General features: G+C 49.7%; 16 protein-coding genes and 1 other annotated feature. All 16 genes read right to left on the bottom strand.

The window, feature by feature from the left end; translation table 11 throughout:
* Positions 1–15: 15 nt before the first annotated feature.
* Entirely contained in the window at positions 16–645 is a 630-nt protein-coding gene (gene pyrE / locus M1D67_RS08960; RefSeq protein ID WP_020451333.1) for an orotate phosphoribosyltransferase, read from the bottom strand.
* Positions 642–1,361 carry an orotidine-5'-phosphate decarboxylase gene (gene pyrF, locus M1D67_RS08955; protein ID WP_229129072.1) on the bottom strand — a complete coding sequence of 240 codons (720 nt, stop codon included), beginning with the start codon at positions 1,359–1,361 and terminating at the stop codon, positions 642–644. The genes pyrE and pyrF overlap by 4 nt, the downstream gene beginning before the upstream one ends.
* The gene (locus tag M1D67_RS08950; RefSeq protein ID WP_023857235.1) at positions 1,330–2,265 is read right to left on the bottom strand and encodes a dihydroorotate dehydrogenase; all 936 of its coding nucleotides are present in this window, start codon (positions 2,263–2,265) and stop codon (positions 1,330–1,332) included. The genes pyrF and M1D67_RS08950 overlap by 32 nt, the downstream gene beginning before the upstream one ends.
* Positions 2,265–3,035 carry a dihydroorotate dehydrogenase electron transfer subunit gene (locus M1D67_RS08945; protein ID WP_023857236.1) on the bottom strand — a complete coding sequence of 257 codons (771 nt, stop codon included), beginning with the start codon at positions 3,033–3,035 and terminating at the stop codon, positions 2,265–2,267. The genes M1D67_RS08950 and M1D67_RS08945 overlap by 1 nt, the downstream gene beginning before the upstream one ends.
* Positions 3,032–6,244, bottom strand: a complete 3,213-nt coding sequence (gene carB, locus M1D67_RS08940; RefSeq protein ID WP_020451329.1) for a carbamoyl-phosphate synthase large subunit — start codon at positions 6,242–6,244, stop codon at positions 3,032–3,034. The genes M1D67_RS08945 and carB overlap by 4 nt, the downstream gene beginning before the upstream one ends.
* On the bottom strand, positions 6,229–7,323 hold the full coding sequence (locus M1D67_RS08935; RefSeq protein WP_023857237.1) for a carbamoyl phosphate synthase small subunit: 1,095 nt from the start codon (positions 7,321–7,323) through the stop codon (positions 6,229–6,231). The genes carB and M1D67_RS08935 overlap by 16 nt, the downstream gene beginning before the upstream one ends.
* Positions 7,320–8,606: a dihydroorotase gene (locus M1D67_RS08930; protein ID WP_020451327.1), complete on the bottom strand. Its 1,287-nt coding sequence runs from the start codon at positions 8,604–8,606 to the stop codon at positions 7,320–7,322. Before M1D67_RS08930 ends, M1D67_RS08935 begins: the two co-directional genes overlap by 4 nt.
* The gene (locus M1D67_RS08925) at positions 8,590–9,510 is read right to left on the bottom strand and encodes an aspartate carbamoyltransferase catalytic subunit (RefSeq protein WP_023857239.1); all 921 of its coding nucleotides are present in this window, start codon (positions 9,508–9,510) and stop codon (positions 8,590–8,592) included. Before M1D67_RS08925 ends, M1D67_RS08930 begins: the two co-directional genes overlap by 17 nt.
* 144 nt (positions 9,511–9,654) lie before the next feature.
* The gene (gene pyrP, locus M1D67_RS08920; RefSeq protein ID WP_035338811.1) at positions 9,655–10,959 is read right to left on the bottom strand and encodes a uracil permease PyrP; all 1,305 of its coding nucleotides are present in this window, start codon (positions 10,957–10,959) and stop codon (positions 9,655–9,657) included.
* A gap of 194 nt (positions 10,960–11,153) precedes the next feature.
* A complete protein-coding gene (gene pyrR / locus M1D67_RS08915) occupies positions 11,154–11,702 on the bottom strand; it encodes a bifunctional pyr operon transcriptional regulator/uracil phosphoribosyltransferase PyrR (RefSeq protein WP_020451324.1) in 549 nt (182 codons plus the stop codon).
* Between the two features lie 176 nt (positions 11,703–11,878).
* Entirely contained in the window at positions 11,879–12,793 is a 915-nt protein-coding gene (locus M1D67_RS08910) for an RluA family pseudouridine synthase (protein WP_479831781.1), read from the bottom strand.
* 1 nt (position 12,794) lies between these two features.
* A complete protein-coding gene (gene lspA, locus M1D67_RS08905; RefSeq protein WP_479831780.1) occupies positions 12,795–13,256 on the bottom strand; it encodes a signal peptidase II in 462 nt (153 codons plus the stop codon).
* Positions 13,257–13,378: 122 nt separating this feature from the next.
* Positions 13,379–13,744 (bottom strand): TraR/DksA family transcriptional regulator, encoded by a 366-nt coding sequence (locus tag M1D67_RS08900; protein ID WP_023857244.1) that lies wholly within the window; start codon positions 13,742–13,744, stop codon positions 13,379–13,381.
* Positions 13,745–13,967: 223 nt separating this feature from the next.
* A complete protein-coding gene (gene ileS / locus M1D67_RS08895) occupies positions 13,968–16,736 on the bottom strand; it encodes an isoleucine--tRNA ligase (protein WP_105978927.1) in 2,769 nt (922 codons plus the stop codon).
* A 51-nt stretch (positions 16,737–16,787) separates the two neighbouring features.
* Positions 16,788–17,017 (bottom strand) — a binding site (T-box leader).
* A gap of 62 nt (positions 17,018–17,079) precedes the next feature.
* Positions 17,080–17,574 (bottom strand): DivIVA domain-containing protein, encoded by a 495-nt coding sequence (locus tag M1D67_RS08890; protein ID WP_020451319.1) that lies wholly within the window; start codon positions 17,572–17,574, stop codon positions 17,080–17,082.
* 96 nt (positions 17,575–17,670) lie between these two features.
* Positions 17,671–18,447: a YlmH family RNA-binding protein gene (locus tag M1D67_RS08885; RefSeq protein ID WP_106070709.1), complete on the bottom strand. Its 777-nt coding sequence runs from the start codon at positions 18,445–18,447 to the stop codon at positions 17,671–17,673.
* Positions 18,448–18,541 lie beyond the last annotated feature (94 nt).

Raw genomic sequence — 18,541 nt, 5'->3', positions numbered from 1 at the left:
ATACGGCTTTTATCATTAATCCATCCAAGACTTGCTTTCAGGATCCGCCTTCCATTCTTTCAGTTTGGCGGCATCCTGTTCGCTGATATATCCGCCGGCAAGCGCAGCCTCTGTCAATGTATCGTAATCAGTCAGCGTACGGTATTCAACGCCCGCTTCGCTGAAGGCGGCGGCAGCTTTAGGAAGCCCGTAAGTGAAAATGGCGGCGACACCGAGCACTTCACATCCCGCCTCTGTGAGAGCGGCTGCCGCTTCAAGGACGCTTCCTCCCGTTGAAATTAAATCTTCAATTACAACGACTTTTTGTCCTTTTACAACAGCGCCTTCAATTTGGTTTCCTTTGCCGTGCGCCTTCGGTTTGCTTCTGACGTAGCACATCGGCAGGCTCAGCCTGTCGGCGGCAAGCGCGGCATGGGGGATTCCCGCAGTTGCCGTACCGGCGATCATTTCGGCTCCGGGAAACTTGTCTTGAATCAGTCCGGCAAGCCCTGAAGCTATATCATCCCTTACTTCCGGATATGAAAGCGTCAAACGATTGTCGCAGTAGATGGGCGACAAGATGCCGCTCGCCCATGTAAACGGCTCGTTCGGGCGCAGGAAAACCGCTTTGATTCTTAATAAATGGTTTGCAATGTCTGTTTTCATGCCTTGGTTCCCTCCCACTCATGTCCTATTCTTCTGTAGGCTGACACAGGATCTTCCGCCTGTGTAATCGAACGGCCGACAACGATCACCGACACGCCTTTTTCCCTTGCGTAGCCAGGCGTCGCCACCCGGACCTGGTCGTTGTTTTTGTCATCCGCCATGCGAATTCCGGGTGTCACGGTCAGAAAATCTAAAGACGCGGCCCGGTAAATGTGTTCGGCTTCATGGACGGAGCAGACGACACCGTCAAGTCCGCTTTCTTTAGCCAACTTGCTGTAGTGAACAACTGTATCGAGAAGCGGCGTTTCAATCAGCAGCTCTTGCTGAAGCATTTCTGAAGACGTGCTTGTCAGCTGGGTCACAGCAATTAATGAAGGGCGTTTTCGGCCTGCCGGAGTCCCCGCTTCAAGGCCTTCAAGCGCCGACTCCATCATTTGCTTTCCGCCTGCTGCGTGCACATTGACAAGGCTGACGCCAAACCCCGCCAGCCTTTTCATCGCCTTGTATACGGTCGTTGGAATGTCGTGGCATTTTAGATCAAGGAAAATGCGGCAGCCGCGCTCCTGTAACTTTTCAAGGATGGCCGGCCCTTCCTGATAAAAAAGCTCCATGCCCACCTTCACGAAAAGCTCTTCTCCATGAAACCGGTCCAAAAACGCATATGTTTCCTGTGCTGATGCAAAATCAAGCGCGATGATGGGCGGCGTATGTTTCATCCTTCCAGCTCCTTCCGATACACTCGTTCAACGAACGGTATCCGTATTTTTCTAAAACGCGCGGCAAATCGGCGATGATTTCGGGACAAACAAACGGATTAACAAAGTTTGCGGTGCCGACGGCGACTGCGCTCGCACCCGCCAGCAAAAACTCAAGCACATCTTCCGCTGACTGGACACCGCCCATGCCGATGATCGGAATGCTGACTTTTTGGCTGACTTCATGCACCATTCTGATGGCCACCGGTTTAACAGCAGGGCCTGATAATCCGCCGGTTTTGTTCGCCAAGATCGGCTTTCCCGTTTTTAAGTCGAGCCGCATCCCGATCAGGGTGTTGATCATCGTCAAACCGTCCGCTCCCGCTTCTTCTATGGCAAGAGCGATGTCGGTAATATTCGCGACATTCGGCGACAGCTTCACATAGACGGGAACGCTCGCAACCTCTTTCACCGCTTTCGTCAGCTCACTGGCCATTTCCGGCTGCGTACCGAAGGCGATCCCTCCCGTTTTCACGTTAGGACAGGAAATATTCAGCTCGAGCGCATGAACATTCGGCGCTTTGCTGATTTCTTCAGCCACTTCAACATAATCGTCGATCTGCGAGCCGGCGACATTGGCGATAATCGGTGTATCGAACTGTTCGAGCCACGGCAATTCGTGTTCCATGACAGCCTCTAAACCCGGATTTTGCAGACCGATGGCATTAAGCATGCCGGCTTGCGTCTCGGCGACGCGCGGCGTCGGATTCCCGAAGCGCGGTTCGCTCGTCGTCGCTTTAATCATGATCGCACCGAGACGTGAAAGATCGTAAAAGTTCGCAAATTCTCTCCCGAATCCGAAGCAGCCTGAAGCCGGCATGATCGGATTTTTCAATTGAAGGCCCGGCAAATTGACTTCTAGCATCATAACAGCACCTCCTGGGCTTTGAAAACAGGACCGTCAAGGCATACCTTCACATAAGATGTTTCGCTTTCTTCCGTATGGCAGACACAGGCAAAGCAAGCGCCGATCCCGCATCCCATGCGCTCTTCCATTGACAGATAAACCTCTTTATCCGGATAGCGCTGTTTTAAAGCTTTCAGCATCGGCGTCGGTCCGCAGGCCATTATGCAGTCAAACTGAAGCCCCTCGTTTTCAATGACATCTGTAACAAATCCCTTTGAACCTCGGGTGCCGTCTGCGGTTGCCACATACACACGCCCGAAACGGCTGAATTCCTGTTCGTAAAAGACGTCTTTTGCAGAAGCAAATCCTAACACATGGATCGCGTGCACCCCTCTATTTGTCAGCTGTTTGCTCAGCTCGTAAAGCGGCGGAACACCGATCCCCCCTCCGACAAGAAGAGCCGTTTTCCCCGGTTCAAGCGATTCAGCCGGAAAACCGTTGCCGAGCGGACCAAGGACATCGATCTGATCTCCTTCCTGTTTTAAAGACAGGAGACTCGTGCCTTCCCCATCCTTGCGAAAGATGATGGTCACCTGCCGGGCGGCTCTGTTGATGTCGGCGATGCTGATCGGCCGCCTCAAAAGCGGCGTGAGGGAATCTGAGACCTTGATGTGAAGAAACTGGCCGGGAGCGCCGCAAACTTCGGCAATCTCCCCTTCCAGTACCATTTGATAAATATGATCCGCGATACACTTGTTTGAACGGACTGTCATATACCCTTTTCTCATCTGACGGCCGCCTTTTGCTCAATTCTAATCGCCGGCATATGATCGGCGCGGAAGCTCATGCTTTCAAGCACCCGCAAAATCGCTTCCGCCGTATCAAGGGATGTCAGGCAGGCAACGCCGTTTTCAACGGATTCGCGTCTGATTCTGAAGCCGTCCCTTGCCGGCTGCTTCCCTTTTGTCAGCGTATTGACGACGAACTGCGCTTCCCCGTTTCGAATGACATCAAGGAGATTTGTGCCTTCTTCGCCGATTTTCCCGACGGTTTTAACAGGTACGGATGCGTCTCTTAAATAGCCGGCCGTTCCTTCCGTAGCCAATATTTTATAGCCGATCGCATGGAACCGCTTGGCGATCAATAGACCTTCCTCTTTATCTTTATCAGCAACTGTCAGGAGAACAGAGCCGTAATTCGGAATTTGGATGCCTGAAGCGATCAGTCCTTTGTACAGCGCTTTTTCCAAAGTGCTGTCTTTGCCCATGACTTCCCCGGTCGATTTCATTTCCGGTCCGAGCGTGATATCCACTCTCCTCAGCTTTGCAAACGAGAAGACCGGCACTTTCACATATACGCCTTCCTGCTCTTTTTGAAGGCCTTCAGTATAGCCCATATCGGCAAGCTTCCCGCCGAGAATCACTTTTGTTGCGAGATTGGCCATCGGAATGCCGGTGATTTTGCTGAGAAACGGCACCGTGCGGCTCGATCTCGGGTTGACTTCAAGGACGTAAACCTCATCTTTTGAAAGGACAAACTGAATGTTGAGCAGGCCGACGATGTTTAAGCCTTTTGCAAGCTTAATCGTGTATGCTTCAATCTTTTTCTTGATGTCCTCTGAAAGGGATTGCGGCGGGTAAACGGCAATCGAATCCCCTGAGTGGACGCCGGCCCGTTCAATGTGCTCCATAATCCCCGGAATGACGACCGTTTCACCGTCAGAAATCGCATCCACTTCAATTTCCTTTCCGGTCAAATATTTATCGATCAAGACAGGGTGCTGCGGATTGATTTTCACTGCATTCTTCATATAATGGAGAAGCTCTGTTTCATGGTAGACGATCTCCATCGCACGCCCCCCAAGTACATACGATGGGCGGACAAGCACCGGATAGCCGATGTTGGCTGCGATTTCAACAGCGCCTTCCACAGATGTCGCCGTTTTTCCGAGCGGCTGAGGCACATGCAGCGTTTCAAGCGTCTGTTCGAACTTGTCGCGGTCCTCGGCGCGGTCCAAATCCTCAAGGGATGTTCCAAGAATGGCGACGCCCCGCTCTGCGAGCTCGTCGGCAAGGTTGATCGCAGTCTGTCCGCCAAACTGAACGACGACGCCTTTCGGCTGCTCCAAATCGATGATATGCATGACATCTTCAACAGTAAGCGGCTCAAAGTAGAGCTTGTCGGAGATGCTGAAGTCCGTTGAAACCGTCTCAGGATTGTTGTTAATAATGATTGCTTCATAGCCGGCTTCTTTGATCGCCCAAACCGAATGCACAGTCGCATAATCGAATTCGACCCCCTGGCCGATCCGGATCGGGCCGGAGCCAAGAACGATAACGCTGTTTTTGTCTGTTCTGACCGATTCGTTTTCCTCTTCATATGTGCTGTAGAAATAAGGTGTCTCCGATTCAAATTCGGCCGCACATGTATCAACCATTTTATAAACAGGCGTGATGCCTGTTTCTTTTCTAAGATCATAAAGCTTTCTTTCAGGCATCTCCCAGAGAAGGCTGATGAAGCGGTCTGAAAAACCGAGCTCTTTCGCTTCTTTCAAAAGACCCAGGTCACCGCGCCCGGCTTTCAGCTTTTCTTCAAAGCGAATGATTCCCTCAAGCTTGTGCAGGAAGAACAGGTCAATTGCCGAAAATTCGTGGAGATCGCTGACCGTGTATCCTCTTCTAAACGCTTCGGCCAAGTAAAAGAGACGTTCGTCTCCCGCTTTTTTAATCCGTTTTTCAAGCACTTCATTCGAGATCTCACCGGCATCTTTCAGCTCCAGGTGATAGACATCCGCTTCAAGAGAACGGACCGCTTTCAGGAGAGATTCCTCCCACGTTCTTCCGATCGCCATCACTTCGCCTGTCGCTTTCATCTGCGTGCCGAGCTTGCGGTTTGCCGATTCGAATTTATCAAACGGCCAGCGCGGTATTTTTGAAACGACATAGTCGAGTGCAGGTTCGAAAGACGCGTACGTTTTTCCTGTCACAGGATTCATCATTTCGTCAAGAGACAAACCGACGGCAATTTTAGCGGCAAGCTTTGCGATCGGATAGCCCGTCGCTTTTGAGGCAAGCGCTGATGAACGGCTGACCCGCGGGTTTACCTCGATGATGTAGTACTGAAAGCTGTCCGGGTCAAGCGCCAGCTGAACATTACAGCCGCCTTCGATTTCAAGCGCGCGGATGATTTTCAGCGATACATTGCGAAGCATTTGGTATTCGCGGTCGCTCAACGTCTGGCTCGGCGCTACAACGATGCTGTCCCCGGTATGAATCCCGACCGGATCGATGTTTTCCATATTGCAGACGACGATCGCGTGATCGCTCGAGTCTCTCATGACTTCATACTCGATTTCTTTGTAGCCGGCGATGCTTTTTTCAAGCAGACATTGGTGAACCGGGCTCATTTTTAAGCCGTTTTCAACAATTTCCTTCAGCTCGTCTTCGTTTGAGCAGATGCCTCCGCCTGTTCCGCCGAGCGTGTATGCCGGCCGGACGATGACGGGGAAGCCGATGCGCTCGACGAACTCGCGCGCTTCCTCGAGCGAGTGGATGATCTCGCTTTCCGGAACCGGTTCATTCAACTCATTCATCAGGCTTCTGAACAAGTCGCGGTCCTCCGCTTGTTGGATCGCAGCCAATTTCGTGCCGAGCACTTCAACACCGCACTCAGCCAGGATGCCGTGCTCGGACAGTTCGACCGCCAAGTTGAGGCCCGTCTGCCCGCCCAATGTCGGCAAAATGGCGTCCGGCCGCTCTTTGCGGATGATACGTGTTAAGAATTCAAGCGTCAGCGGTTCGATATATACGCGGTCGGCCATTTCCGTATCCGTCATGATCGTCGCCGGATTCGAGTTGACGAGAATGACTTCATAGCCTTCTTCTTTTAAAGCGAGGCAGGCCTGTGTACCCGCATAATCAAATTCCGCCGCCTGCCCGATAATAATCGGCCCTGATCCGATCACCAAAATCTTTTTGATATCTACGCGTTTAGGCATACCGCTTCCCCTTCTTTCTCTGTGGTTTCAATCATGTGTAAAAATTGATCAAATAAATGGTTGGCGTCTTCCGGTCCCGGTGAAGCTTCCGGATGGTATTGAACCGTGAAAGCCGGTTCGTGTTTATGTTTAAGCCCTTCGATTGTGTCGTCATTAATCGCGACATGCGTCACTTCAAGCGGCGTGTTTTCAACGGTCGATACGGTATAGCCGTGGTTTTGAGCCGTAATTGATACTCTCCCGGTTGCAAGCTCTTTAACCGGATGGTTGGAACCGCGGTGTCCGAATTTCATTTTCGCCGTCTTTGCTCCGCAGGCGAGGGCAAACAGCTGATGGCCGAGACAGATGCCGAACAATGGAACCTTGCCGAGAATGTTTTGAATCATGGCAATTGCTTCGGGTACGTCCGTTGGATCTCCAGGTCCGTTTGACAGCATTACGCCGTCAGGCTTCAGCTGCATCACTTCTTCTGCTGTTACATTGTGAGGAACGACGATCACATCGCATTTGCGCTTGTTCAGCTCTCTTAAGATGCCGTGCTTCATTCCGAAATCGACAAGCACGATTCGCTTCCCCCTCCCAGGGCTCGGATATGCCGTTTTTGTTGAAACTTGGCTGACCTGGTCGGTCGGAAGGTTCGTTTCTTTCAGCTTTTGAACCAAAGCCTCAGCATCTTCTTCCGGGCCGGCAAAAACCCCTTTCAGCGTACCTGCCGTTCTGATCATTCTTGTCAGCTTTCTCGTGTCAATCCCCGAGAGTCCCGGGATGTTCTTCATTTTTAAATATTCATCAAGGGTATAAGCAGAGCGCCAGTTTGACGGAAGTTGACATAACTCTTTTACGATAAACCCTTTCACATAAGGGGTGATAGATTCAAAGTCGTCTCTGTTGATCCCGTAGTTCCCGATCAGCGGGTAGGTCAGTGTGACAATTTGTCCGCAGTATGACGGGTCTGAGAGGATTTCTTGATAGCCTGTCATCCCCGTGTTGAAGACGACTTCTCCCATGGTGTTTTCCAGGCTGCCGAAAGCTTCCCCTTCAAAAATTGTTCCGTTTTCTAGTACAAGACGTCTTTTCATTTTACAAGTCTCCCCTCTTGGTAAACGAGTTTTCCCTTTGCCATTGTCATAACCGGCCAGCCGAAGCAGCTGATGCCGTCAAACGGCGTGTTTTTCCCTTTAGAAAGAAAGGTGTTTTTATCAATTTTTTCTTCGCGTTCAAGATCTATCAGCGTAATATCCGCGGACCGTCCGGCTTCAAGCTTACCGTAAGGAAGTCCGAACGCCTCGCAAGGTTTGACCGTCATATAATCGAGGAGCTGTTTCAGCGTCCAGTTTCCCGTTTTGACAAAGTGCGTGTAAAGAAGCGGAAAAGCCGTCTCCAAGCCGACAATCCCAAATGGCGCCAGGCTCATTGTCTGTTGTTTTTCATCTTCTGTATGTGGGGCATGATCCGTAGCGATAAAATCGATTGTTCCGTCTGTAAGCCCCTCAAGGAGCGCTTCTCTGTCTTCCGGACTTCTGAGCGGCGGATTCATTTTATAATTTGTATCAAGACCGGGAATGTCGCTGTCTGAAAGGAGCAGATGGTGAGGCGTCACTTCCGCTGTCACACGGATTCCCGCTTTTTTGGCGTCGCGGACGACCCTGACCGATTCCTTCGTGCTGATATGACAGACATGGTAATGGCAGCCTGCCGCTTCGGCCAGAAGAACGTCCCTTGCGATGTGAACGGCTTCGCATATCGAAGGAATCCCGTTTAAACCGTTGGCTTTGGCAAATTTCCCATCGTGGACACTGCCGCCGTAGATCAGTGAATTGTCTTCACAGTGGGCGACAATTGCTTTATCGATCGAAGCCGCTTTTTTCATCGCTTCATACATCATCCCCGCCGTTTGAACGCCGACGCCGTCATCAGTAAACGCAAACGCACCTGCGTCTTTTAGCCCTTCGAAGTCGGTCATTTCCTGACCTGTTTGTCTGATGGTGATGGAAGCGTACGGCAGCACTCTGACAGATGCCGTTTCGTCAATGCGGTTGACGAGCCACTCCATCTGCTCTTTCGTATCGGGGACAGGCCGCGTATTCGGCATTGCGGCGACAGTTGTAAACCCGCCTCTCGCTGCGGCTTTTGCACCTGTTTCGATCGTTTCTTTCTTCTCGCCGCCCGGCTCTCTGAAGTGAACGTGAAGGTCAACAAGCCCCGGCGAGACGAAAAGCCCATCCGCATTGATGACCGTTTCTCCCAAAGCGGCCTCAAGGCTTCCGATTTCGCTGATTGCATCGCCTTCAACCCTGATGTCGCACTGTACTTTTTCACCTTTTTCGTCGAGTATGAAGCCGTTTTTAATTAAATAAGACATAAGCCTGATCTCCCCTTTTTTTGTTTTCGCCGTTTAGAAGCGCTCTTTTTAAAACCGCCATTCTGATATATACACCGTTTTCCATTTGTTTGAAAATTCTCGACTGAGTGGATTCGACCAGCGCACTGTCAATCTCGACGCCTCTGTTAACAGGCGCAGGATGCATGATGACCGCGTCTTTTTTCAGGAGCTCCGCCCGCTTCAGCGACAGTCCGAAAGTTTCAAGATAATCGCGTTCTGCCGCCTTTTTCTCATGACGTTCGTGCTGAATTCGGAGAAGCATCACGACATCCGAATTTGCGACCGCTTCATCAGGCGACACATATGTCCCGTAAGGATTGTTGTCATCCCGCCATTCTTCCGGACCTGAGAAAAGAACCTTTGCTCCGAGCCTTGTCAGCACTTCGGCATTCGATCTTGCCACTCTGCTGTGTTTGATATCTCCGTGTATGGATACCGTCAGTCCGGCAAATCCGCCCCATTCCTCGTAAATCGTCAGCAAATCGAGCAAAGATTGAGTGGGATGCTGACCGCAGCCGTCTCCGGCATTGATCACCGGAATGCCGACATGTCCGATAAGTTCATCGTAATAATGATCCTGAGAGTGTCTGATCACACATACATCAGCGCCGATGGATTCGAGTGTCTTAACGGTATCGTACAACGATTCTCCTTTTTGTACGCTTGTTGAAACACCGTCCAGGTTCAGCACATTCATGCCGAGTTTCTTTTCAGCCACTTCGAAGCTGAAGCGCGTTCTTGTGCTCGGTTCAAAAAACAGATTGGCAGCAAACTTTCCGGAGAGGACGGAATCGAATTTCCTTTTTTTCAGCTCTCTCGCCTCTTCAATCAGCTCGTGAATATCCTCAAGACTAAGCTCATTCATTGCGGTCAAGTGTTTCATTTTTTCTCCCCCTCAGGCTTTAATTTCCTGTGAAAAAACCCCAAGCCACAACGGCTTGGGGTACAGTGAACCAGAGAATGCGCTTTTTTGCACATCTCTCTCCGTAACCCTTTCAAGCCTCTCTGGACTTCATTTAAAAGGTTTTTAAATATGCTCTTCTATTTCAATCCCGTCCTGATCTCCCTTTGATTCAGGCAGGACAAGGTTTAAAACCACTCCGACGATCGCTGCAAGCGCCATGCTTGACAGCTCGAACCCTGAGATTTTGATAAATGCGCCGCCCACTCCGATGACGAGAATGACGGATGAGATGATCAGGTTTCGCTTATTTTCCAAGTCAATTTTGTTATCAATCAGCATGCGCAGTCCGCTTGATGCGATGATACCGAACAGCAGGAAGGAAACGCCTCCCATGACTGCAGAAGGGACAGAGCTGATCAGGGCCGAAATTTTGCCGATAAACCCGAAGCACAGTGCAATAACAGCCGCTCCGCCGATGACAAATACGCTGAATACTCTTGTGATGGCGAGTACGCCGATGTTTTCTCCGTAGGTCGTTGTCGGCGGTCCGCCGATGCATGATGCCAGCATCGTTGCGACACTGTCGCCGAAAATCGAGCGGTGAAGCCCGGGCTTCTTAATGAAATCCTGACCGACGACTTTGCTTAATACCATTTGGTGGCCGATATGTTCTGACATTGTCACGAAAGCAACAGGCACCATGGCGATTCCAATTCCGACAGCCGCCGCGCTCGGTGTATAGTCGACAAACGGAATGACGAAATCTGGAACAGCAAACCATTTGGCGTCAAGGACCATCTGGAAGTCGACGATGCCTTGGGTCAGGGCGAACAAGTATCCGCCGATAATTCCGATCAAGACAGGAATCAGGCTGAAAAATCCTCTTAAGAAAATCGCGCAGATTATAGTGAGCGCGAGTGTGAATCCTGCAACGCCAAAATGTTTGGCGCTGTAGACGAGCACTTTTGCTCCCGAATCTTCATACATGGCCATATTGACAGCCGTGCTTGCCAGCCCGAGTCCGATGACGATAATGACCGGACCGACGACAACAGGCGGCAGGAGCCTCATCAGCCAGTCCGTTCCCAGCTGCTGGATGAGCAGGGCGATCAGCCCGTAGGCGATGCCTGCCATAAATGCGCCGATCATGGCCGCCCCAGGGCCTCCGGCGGCTTTTGCCGCGATAATCGGGGCAATAAATGCAAAGGATGAACCTAAGTAAGCCGGGATCTGTCCTTTTGTAATCAAGAGATATGCAAGCGTTCCTAGCCCGCTCGTTATAAGGGCCACGCCTGGGCTTAAGCCTACAAGCTTTGGCACGAGGATCGTCGCTCCGAACATGGCAAACAGATGCTGCAGGCTGAAAGTTATCCAATTCAAAGGTTTTGGTACTTCTCTGACACCAAGGTTCACTTTTTTCTGACTCATATTTTTTCCTCCTGATGGTTGACTCACTGTCTTTGATGTCTTTATATCCTGAAAAGATTGTGCCCATTAAAAAAGCCTCTTTGCTTAAATTGCGCAAAGAGGCAGACAAAGATCCGCCGCATGGTGAGGCGGCTATCTTTCGTTCTATCCCTCTTTGCAAACTCACTGGAATGCATTTAAAAAAGGATTGTCATTCACTTTTTATAAATCGCCGCAAGGTCGCGTCCGTCAACTTCTTCCAATTGAACCATGACCTTTTCGGTTTTCGATGTCGGGATGTTTTTCCCGATATAGTCGGCTCTGATCGGCAGCTCTCTGTGGCCGCGATCGACAAGCACCGCGAGCTGGATGGATGAAGGCCGCCCGACATCGACGAGCGCATCCATGGCCGCTCTGACTGTCCGTCCCGTGTAAAGCACATCATCGACGACGATCACCTTTTGATCGGTGATGTCCGCCGGAATGTCCGCTCCTTTGACAAGCGGCTCTTCATTAGACGTTTTTTTGGAGAGATCATCCCTGTAAAGGGTGATGTCGAGCTCTCCTACGGTGACTTTGTTTCCTTCGATTTGCTCAATCCGTTCGGCAAGCCGTTTGGCCAGATAGATGCCTCTCGTTTTGATTCCGACAAGGATACAGTTGTTCATTCCTTTGTTTCGTTCAATCATTTCGTGGGCGATTCTTGTCAGCGCCCTTCTGATCGCCTGTTCGTCAAGCACAACAGCCTTTTCTTGTTCCTGCATGGCCAGCACCCCGCATCTTTTAAAGGATAAAACAAAAACCCCTTCTGCATAAAGGCAGAGAGGGGTCTTGAAACGAATTCATTGATTCGCTTGTCCGGTATCCTTCTCAGCCTCTCTGGACTGTGTTAAAGAATCTGATTTAACTGCATTTATTATTTCAAAAAAGAAAACGTCTGTCAACGTTTATTTCGAATTTTGTCGAGGAGATTTTTCATGTCATCAGGCAGAGGCGCCTCAAATTCAACATATTCTCCGGTACGCGGATGGTCAAATCCCAATACGCCCGCATGCAGCACCTGGCCGTTGAAATCGACCGTCTTTTTCGGGCCGTATTTCGGATCTCCCGCCAGAGGAAAACCGATATATTTCATATGCACGCGAATTTGATGGGTTCGCCCCGTTTCAAGCTGGCATTCAACAACAGTGAAATCGTCGAACCGTTCGATCACTTCAAAATGAGTGACGGCATGCTTTCCATTTTCCCTTGTGACCGTCATACTCTGCCTGTCTTTTTTATCCCTGCCGATCGACGCGTCGATCGTCCCGTGGTCATGCGGGATGACGCCGTGGACAAGCGCGGTGTATTTTCTCGTCACCGTTTTGTTGACAAGCTGATTCACGAGCGATTCATGCGCCATGTCGTTTTTGGCAACCATCAACAGACCTGAAGTGTCCTTATCAATCCGGTGGACGATGCCCGGCCTCATCACGCCGTTGATGCCTGACAGATCGTCACAATGCGCCATCAAACCGTTGACAAGCGTCCCCGTCAGATGGCCGGGAGCCGGATGAACCACCATTCCGCGCGGCTTGTTGACGACAAGAACGTCCTGATCCTCATAATAAATATCAAGATCCATCGGTTCAGCCGTGACATCAAGCGGTTCCGGTTCTGGAACATGGACTGACACCGCATCCCCATCCTGAACTTTATAATTGGCTTTGACCGCATTTCCGTTAACCAGCACGCGGTCTTCTTTAATCCACTGCTGCACCTGAGTCCGCGACCAATCCGCTTCAACTGCGGTCAAGTACTTGTCAATCCGTTCACCTTTATGTTCTTCATGAACGGTCATATCATAATGCTCCATGTTACAGCTCCCTCTTCTTCTTTCCGTCTAACAGCATTTGTATAAATAAGAGCAGGACACCGACGCATAAAGATGAATCGGCAATGTTGAAAATCGGATAATGATAATTGACAATCGTCACGTGTATAAAATCGACAACTTCTTGCCTGAACACGCGGTCGATAAAATTGCCGACAGCACCGCCAAGCATCAATCCGAGAGCGGTTCCGAGCAGGATTTGTCCTTTGGCATGTTTTTGAATGTAGTAAACAATGCCGATGATAACCGCCGTGGTAATGATGTAAAAAAACCACATCTGTCCGGCCAAAATGCCCCATGCTGCGCCTGTATTTCTGTGCGACGTAATTTGAAAGAAACCGTCGATGACGGGAATGCTTTCACCGTACTCCATTTTGCTGACGACCAGCCATTTTGTAAATTGATCGATACCGATAATGAGCACTGCAATTATGTAATAAGGCACAAACCGTTCCTCCAGTTTCTGTTTCTCTTCATTTAAGCATTTTAACAAGAAAAAGAAAAGGAGTAAAGGAATATTCATTGACATCCTGCAAGAGGGCAAAAGCCCTCCCCTCTTGCAGAATGTTATGAGTAGAGCGCCCGGTTGAACGTCTCATCCGTCTCAGCCCAAATAGGAAGCGTCTTTTTTTCAAACTGGGCATGATATAAAAAATCGTTCGCGGTGCGCGCCGTCGGCAGAATAGCCATTTTTTCCAGCGGAATTGCCTGATTCGTTTCTTCGCAAATGCCGTATGTTCCGTTTTCGATTTTTGAAAGGGCCAAAAGCACGTCCTGCAGCTCTTCTTTGACATGATACATAAGTGTTACCTGCTGATACGAATTGATGCCTTGAGAATCCTGCTGAAAAAAGGAGTATTCAAAAAGCCTTGCTTCCAGTTCTTCCTTCATTTGAAGAAGTTCGGTATGAATTGCCGCCAGCTGATCGTTCACGCCTACATCAACTCCTGCTCTTATCGTTTGTGACCTTAGTGTTACCGACAAAGCCGGTATCCAAGCCCAAAAGATTTTTCCTGACGTACAAAACGATGTCAGCAATGGCATCCTTTCTCCGGACTTTCACAGGATGTGCGTTCAGACAGGACGCCTGGGCAGGCCTGATAAGGTTTGGCGGCATATTAAAAGCGGTTCGGAAAAACTCCGAACCGCTTAGTGGTTAATTTTGATAATACGTCTTCACAATTCCGGCACAGCGAGGGCAAAGCTCCGGATGATCGGCATCCTGGCCGATTTCTTTGGAAACCATGCGACACCGCTCACAAGTTTCGCCTTCTGCCTGAGCAACGACGATTTTTCCTGTGTCAAACGTCTGCGCACCTTCAGGCGCTTCGGCTTCCGTTCCGCCGATGAGAAGCTCTGACACGATGAACAGCTGTTTGACGTCTTCCTTGATCGAAGAAAGCAGCGCTTTTGCTTCTTCATTTGGATACAGCGTCAAGCTCGCAACCGAAGATTTTCCGATGATCTTTTCATTACGCGCTGTTTCAAGCGCTTTAAGAACATCGCCGCGAAGCTTCATGAAGCTGTCGAACTTCTCTTCCGTCTCTTTTGCATTTGGAATGTCTCTTGTTTCCGGCATATCGGTAAGCTGCACGCTTTTTTCCGATACGAATGTGAAGTGGCTCCACATTTCGTCAGCAGTATGCGGCAGGATCGGCGCGATCAGCTTGACAAGCCCGAGCAACGTTTCGTAAAAAACGGTCTGCATGCTGCGGCGGTCTTTATGATCGGCGTGTTCAATATAAACGACGTCTTTGGCAAAATCCATATAGAATGAGCTGAGCTCGATCGCGCAGAAGTTGTGGACAGCATGGTAAATGACCGCAAAATCATATTCTTCATATGCTTTTTTGACTTTTTCAATAAGGCTGTTCAGCTTGATCAAAATGTACTGATCGACTTCGCGAAGTTCTTCCACAGCGATTGCATCTTTCGCCGGGTCAAAATCAGCAATGTTTCCGTGAAGAAAACGGAACGTGTTGCGGATCTTCCGGTACACTTCTGCGACTTGCTTTAAGATCGCGTCAGATACGCGGACATCTGCTTGATAGTCGACAGACGCAACCCACAGCCTTAAAATATCGGCCCCGAACTGATTCATGATTTTTGCCGGAACAACGACATTCCCGAGCGATTTGCTCATTTTGCGGCCTTCTCCGTCAAGGGCAAAACCGTGTGACAGCACACCTTTATATGGTGCTTTACCCGTTACGGCAACGGCTGTCGAAATCGATGAGTTAAACCAGCCGCGGTATTGGTCAGATCCTTCCAGATACAAGTCCGCAGGTCTTACAAGATCATCGCGCTCTTCCAGTACGGCCTGATGTGACGAACCTGAATCAAACCAGACATCCATGATGTCCTGTTCCTTTGTGAACTTGCCGTTCGGGCTTCCCGGATGCGTAAAGCCTTCCGGAAGCAGTTCATTCGCTTCTTTTTCAAACCAAATGTTCGAACCGTGCTCCCTGAATAGTTCAGAAACGTGGTCGATCGTTTCATCCGTGATGATCGGCTCCCCGTTTTCGGCATAAAATACCGGAATCGGCACGCCCCATGCGCGCTGTCTTGAGATACACCAGTCGCCGCGGTCGCGGACCATATTGTAGAGGCGCGTTTCGCCCCATTCAGGCACCCATTTTGTTTCTTTCACCGCGTCAAGAAGCTCGTCTCTAAAGTCTTTGATAGAAGCGAACCATTGGGAGGTCGCGCGGAAAATGGTCGGTTTTTTCGTTCTCCAGTCGTGCGGATAGGAGTGGGTGATGAAATCGAGCTTCAGCAAAGCGCCTTTTTCTTCGAGCTGTTCTGTAATCGGTTTGTTGGCCTGATCGTAAAACAGTCCTTCAAAACCAGGGGCTTCGCTCGTCATATGTCCTTTTTCATCAACCGGGCAAAGCACGTCAAGTCCGTATTTCTGACCGATGATAAAGTCGTCTTCACCGTGTCCCGGAGCAGTATGAACACAGCCTGTACCGGCATCTGTAGTTACGTGTTCACCGAGCATAACAAGAGAATCTCTGCTGTATAAAGGATGAACCGCGACGATATGTTCCAGGTCTTTTCCTTTAACAGTTTGAACGACTTCATGATCTTCAAAGCCGATCGCTTTTGCCACGCTTTCAATCAATGCGCTTGCCATCACATAGCGCGCGCCTCCGGCAGCAACGACGCTGTACTCCAATTCAGGGTGTACGGCGATGCCGAGATTGGCCGGGATCGTCCACGGCGTTGTCGTCCAAATGACGATTTTTTCGCCGTTTGTTAATACACCTTTTCCATCTTTCACATCGAATGCAACATAGATAGACGGCGAGCGTTTATCATGGTATTCGATTTCAGCTTCAGCCAGAGCGGATTCGCTTGAAGGGGACCAGTAAACCGGCTTCTTCCCTTTGTAAATATAGCCTTTTTTCGCCATTTCGCCGAATACTTTAATTTGCTGCGCTTCAAACTCCGGCTTAAGGGTCACGTATGGGTTTTCCCAATCTCCTCTGACACCGAGGCGCTTAAATTGCGTTTTTTGTCCTTCGATTTGCTGCCATGCGTATTCTTCGCAAAGCTTGCGGAATTCGGCTACCGTCATTTCTTTGCGCTTCACTTTTTTGTTTTTCGTGAGCGCTGTTTCAATCGGCAGGCCGTGTGTATCCCAGCCCGGAACATACGGTGCATGATAGCCGCTCATCGATCTCGAACGGACGATGAAGTCCTTCAGTACTTTGTTGAGCGCATGGCCCATATGAATATCGCCGTTCGCATACGGAGGTCCGTCATGAAGCACGAACATCGGCCGGCCTTCGGTTCGTTTCTGAACGAGGCTGTAAATGTCCATATCTTCCCATTTCCCCTGGATTTCAGGTTCACGGTTCGGCAGGTTTCCTCTCATCGGAAAATCTGTTTTCGGCATTAAGAGCGTATCTTTATAATCCATTACCATTCCTCCAAAACATCTTTTCTAAAACAAAAAAAGCCTTTTCATCCCATAAGGGACGAGAAGGCTTTGATCTCGCGGTACCACCCTTTTAGACAAGCCGATTCGGCTTATCCGCTCAAACATCGTAACGTGATGGGACGTCCTTTCCTACTGGACGGTTCAGAAAGGAAACTTGAGGGCTGATTCACAACGATTCCAACAATCCCGGGCTTACACCGCCCCCGGGTCGCTTTCATTGTTTTCAGAAATCAATGTCTGTCCCTCTCAAACGTTTTTCACTCAATTTATGAACGTATTATATGCGAACGGATGACGATATGTCAAGAACGCAAATGAAATTCTATTCTTTTTCATCCATGACGGCGTCTACTTCGTATTCAAGCAAATGATCCCAGTCGTCGTTTTTCAACAGGTCAAGCTGCGCTTCGATCAGCATTTGGAAACGGGTTCTGAACACTTTTGACTGCTTTTTCAGCTCTTCGATTTCCATCGCGATCTTTCTCGATTTTGAAAGAGACTCATTAATGATCCGGTCAGCGTTTTTCTCAGCTTCACGAATGATGAGCTTCGCTTCTTTCTCGGAATTGCGCTTTACGTCTTCTGCTGCTTCCTGTGCGACAAGGATCGATTTATTCAACGTCTCTTCGATCGTCGAAAAATGGCCGAGACGCTCGTCAAGCTCGTTCACCTTTGATTCAAGCTCATTTTTTTTGCGCAGAATGATCTCATAATCCTTTCTCACCTGGGCCAGGAACTCGTTCACTTCATCTTCGTCATAGCCGCGGAACGCTTTTGTAAATGTTTTATTATGAATGTCATTTGGCGTCAAAGGCATGCTGCCCACCTCCATTATTTTTCTTTATGTACATTTGTCCTAGTCAACATTATAAAGCAAAATTCGACCGGGCGGAGAAAAAACTGTTAAAACGCGTCATTTTTGTTTTTCAAACGTCAATCTCCATTTGCCCTTCTTCGTTTTGCCGTCAATGTTTTTCATCCTGAACCGGCCAAACCCCCGGATCGAAATCATATCCCCTTCCGCCAGTGCATATGAAGGGTCTTCAATGACTTTCCAGTTCACTTTCACGAGGCCATTTTTCACGAGAACCTGTGCTTTTTGCCGGGATTGCCTGCTCATTGCCGAGCAAATCGCATCAAGCCTCAAAGATGAAACCGTATCATCCCTTATTTCGACATCCTGCTCCGGTACTTTAAGCTTAGAAAGCGGAATTTTTTCAAGGGAAACTTTCACCTTGCCGATTTGTGTCAGCTGGGTGAAAACAAAATCAGCGACTTCTTCCGAACAGATAAACTGCCATGTCCCGTCCGAAAAGATGAGGTCGCCGAACTTTTGGCGCCTCAATCCGATGCCCATCAATGAGCCGAGAAGCTCGCGATGCTCGATGGAGGCGAATTTTTGCGGATAGATGACTTCCCAGCCCTGAAGCTGAAAATCTTCGGCAGACGGCTCAGCATATTCAGGGAATAGTAAAGCCCTCTTTCGTTCGGCCTCAGGGAAGCCCCCGAAAAATTCAAGCCTCACTTCGTCCGACTGACCGATGACAGATTGCAGGATCACCTGTTCCCGCGGGTCCAAAAAATCGGTCAGCTTCATCCGGTACTGTTCCGCCACGATTCTTTTCCACTCAAGAGCCTGGTCGATAAACGGCTCTTCGTCTTTTCTGAAATGCTGGTAAATATCGCTCATTGTCTTTCCTTTCTATGTAAAGAGGCCTGGCCTACAGCCAAGCCCGATACTCGGCCCGCAAAGATTGAAGGCACGCTCCTGAACCACGGCGCCG

The organism is Bacillus sp. PK6-025, from assembly GCF_056530265.1.
The sequence above is the reverse complement of the archived record's forward strand: the minus strand, read 5'-3'. Positions and strand labels throughout refer to the sequence as shown.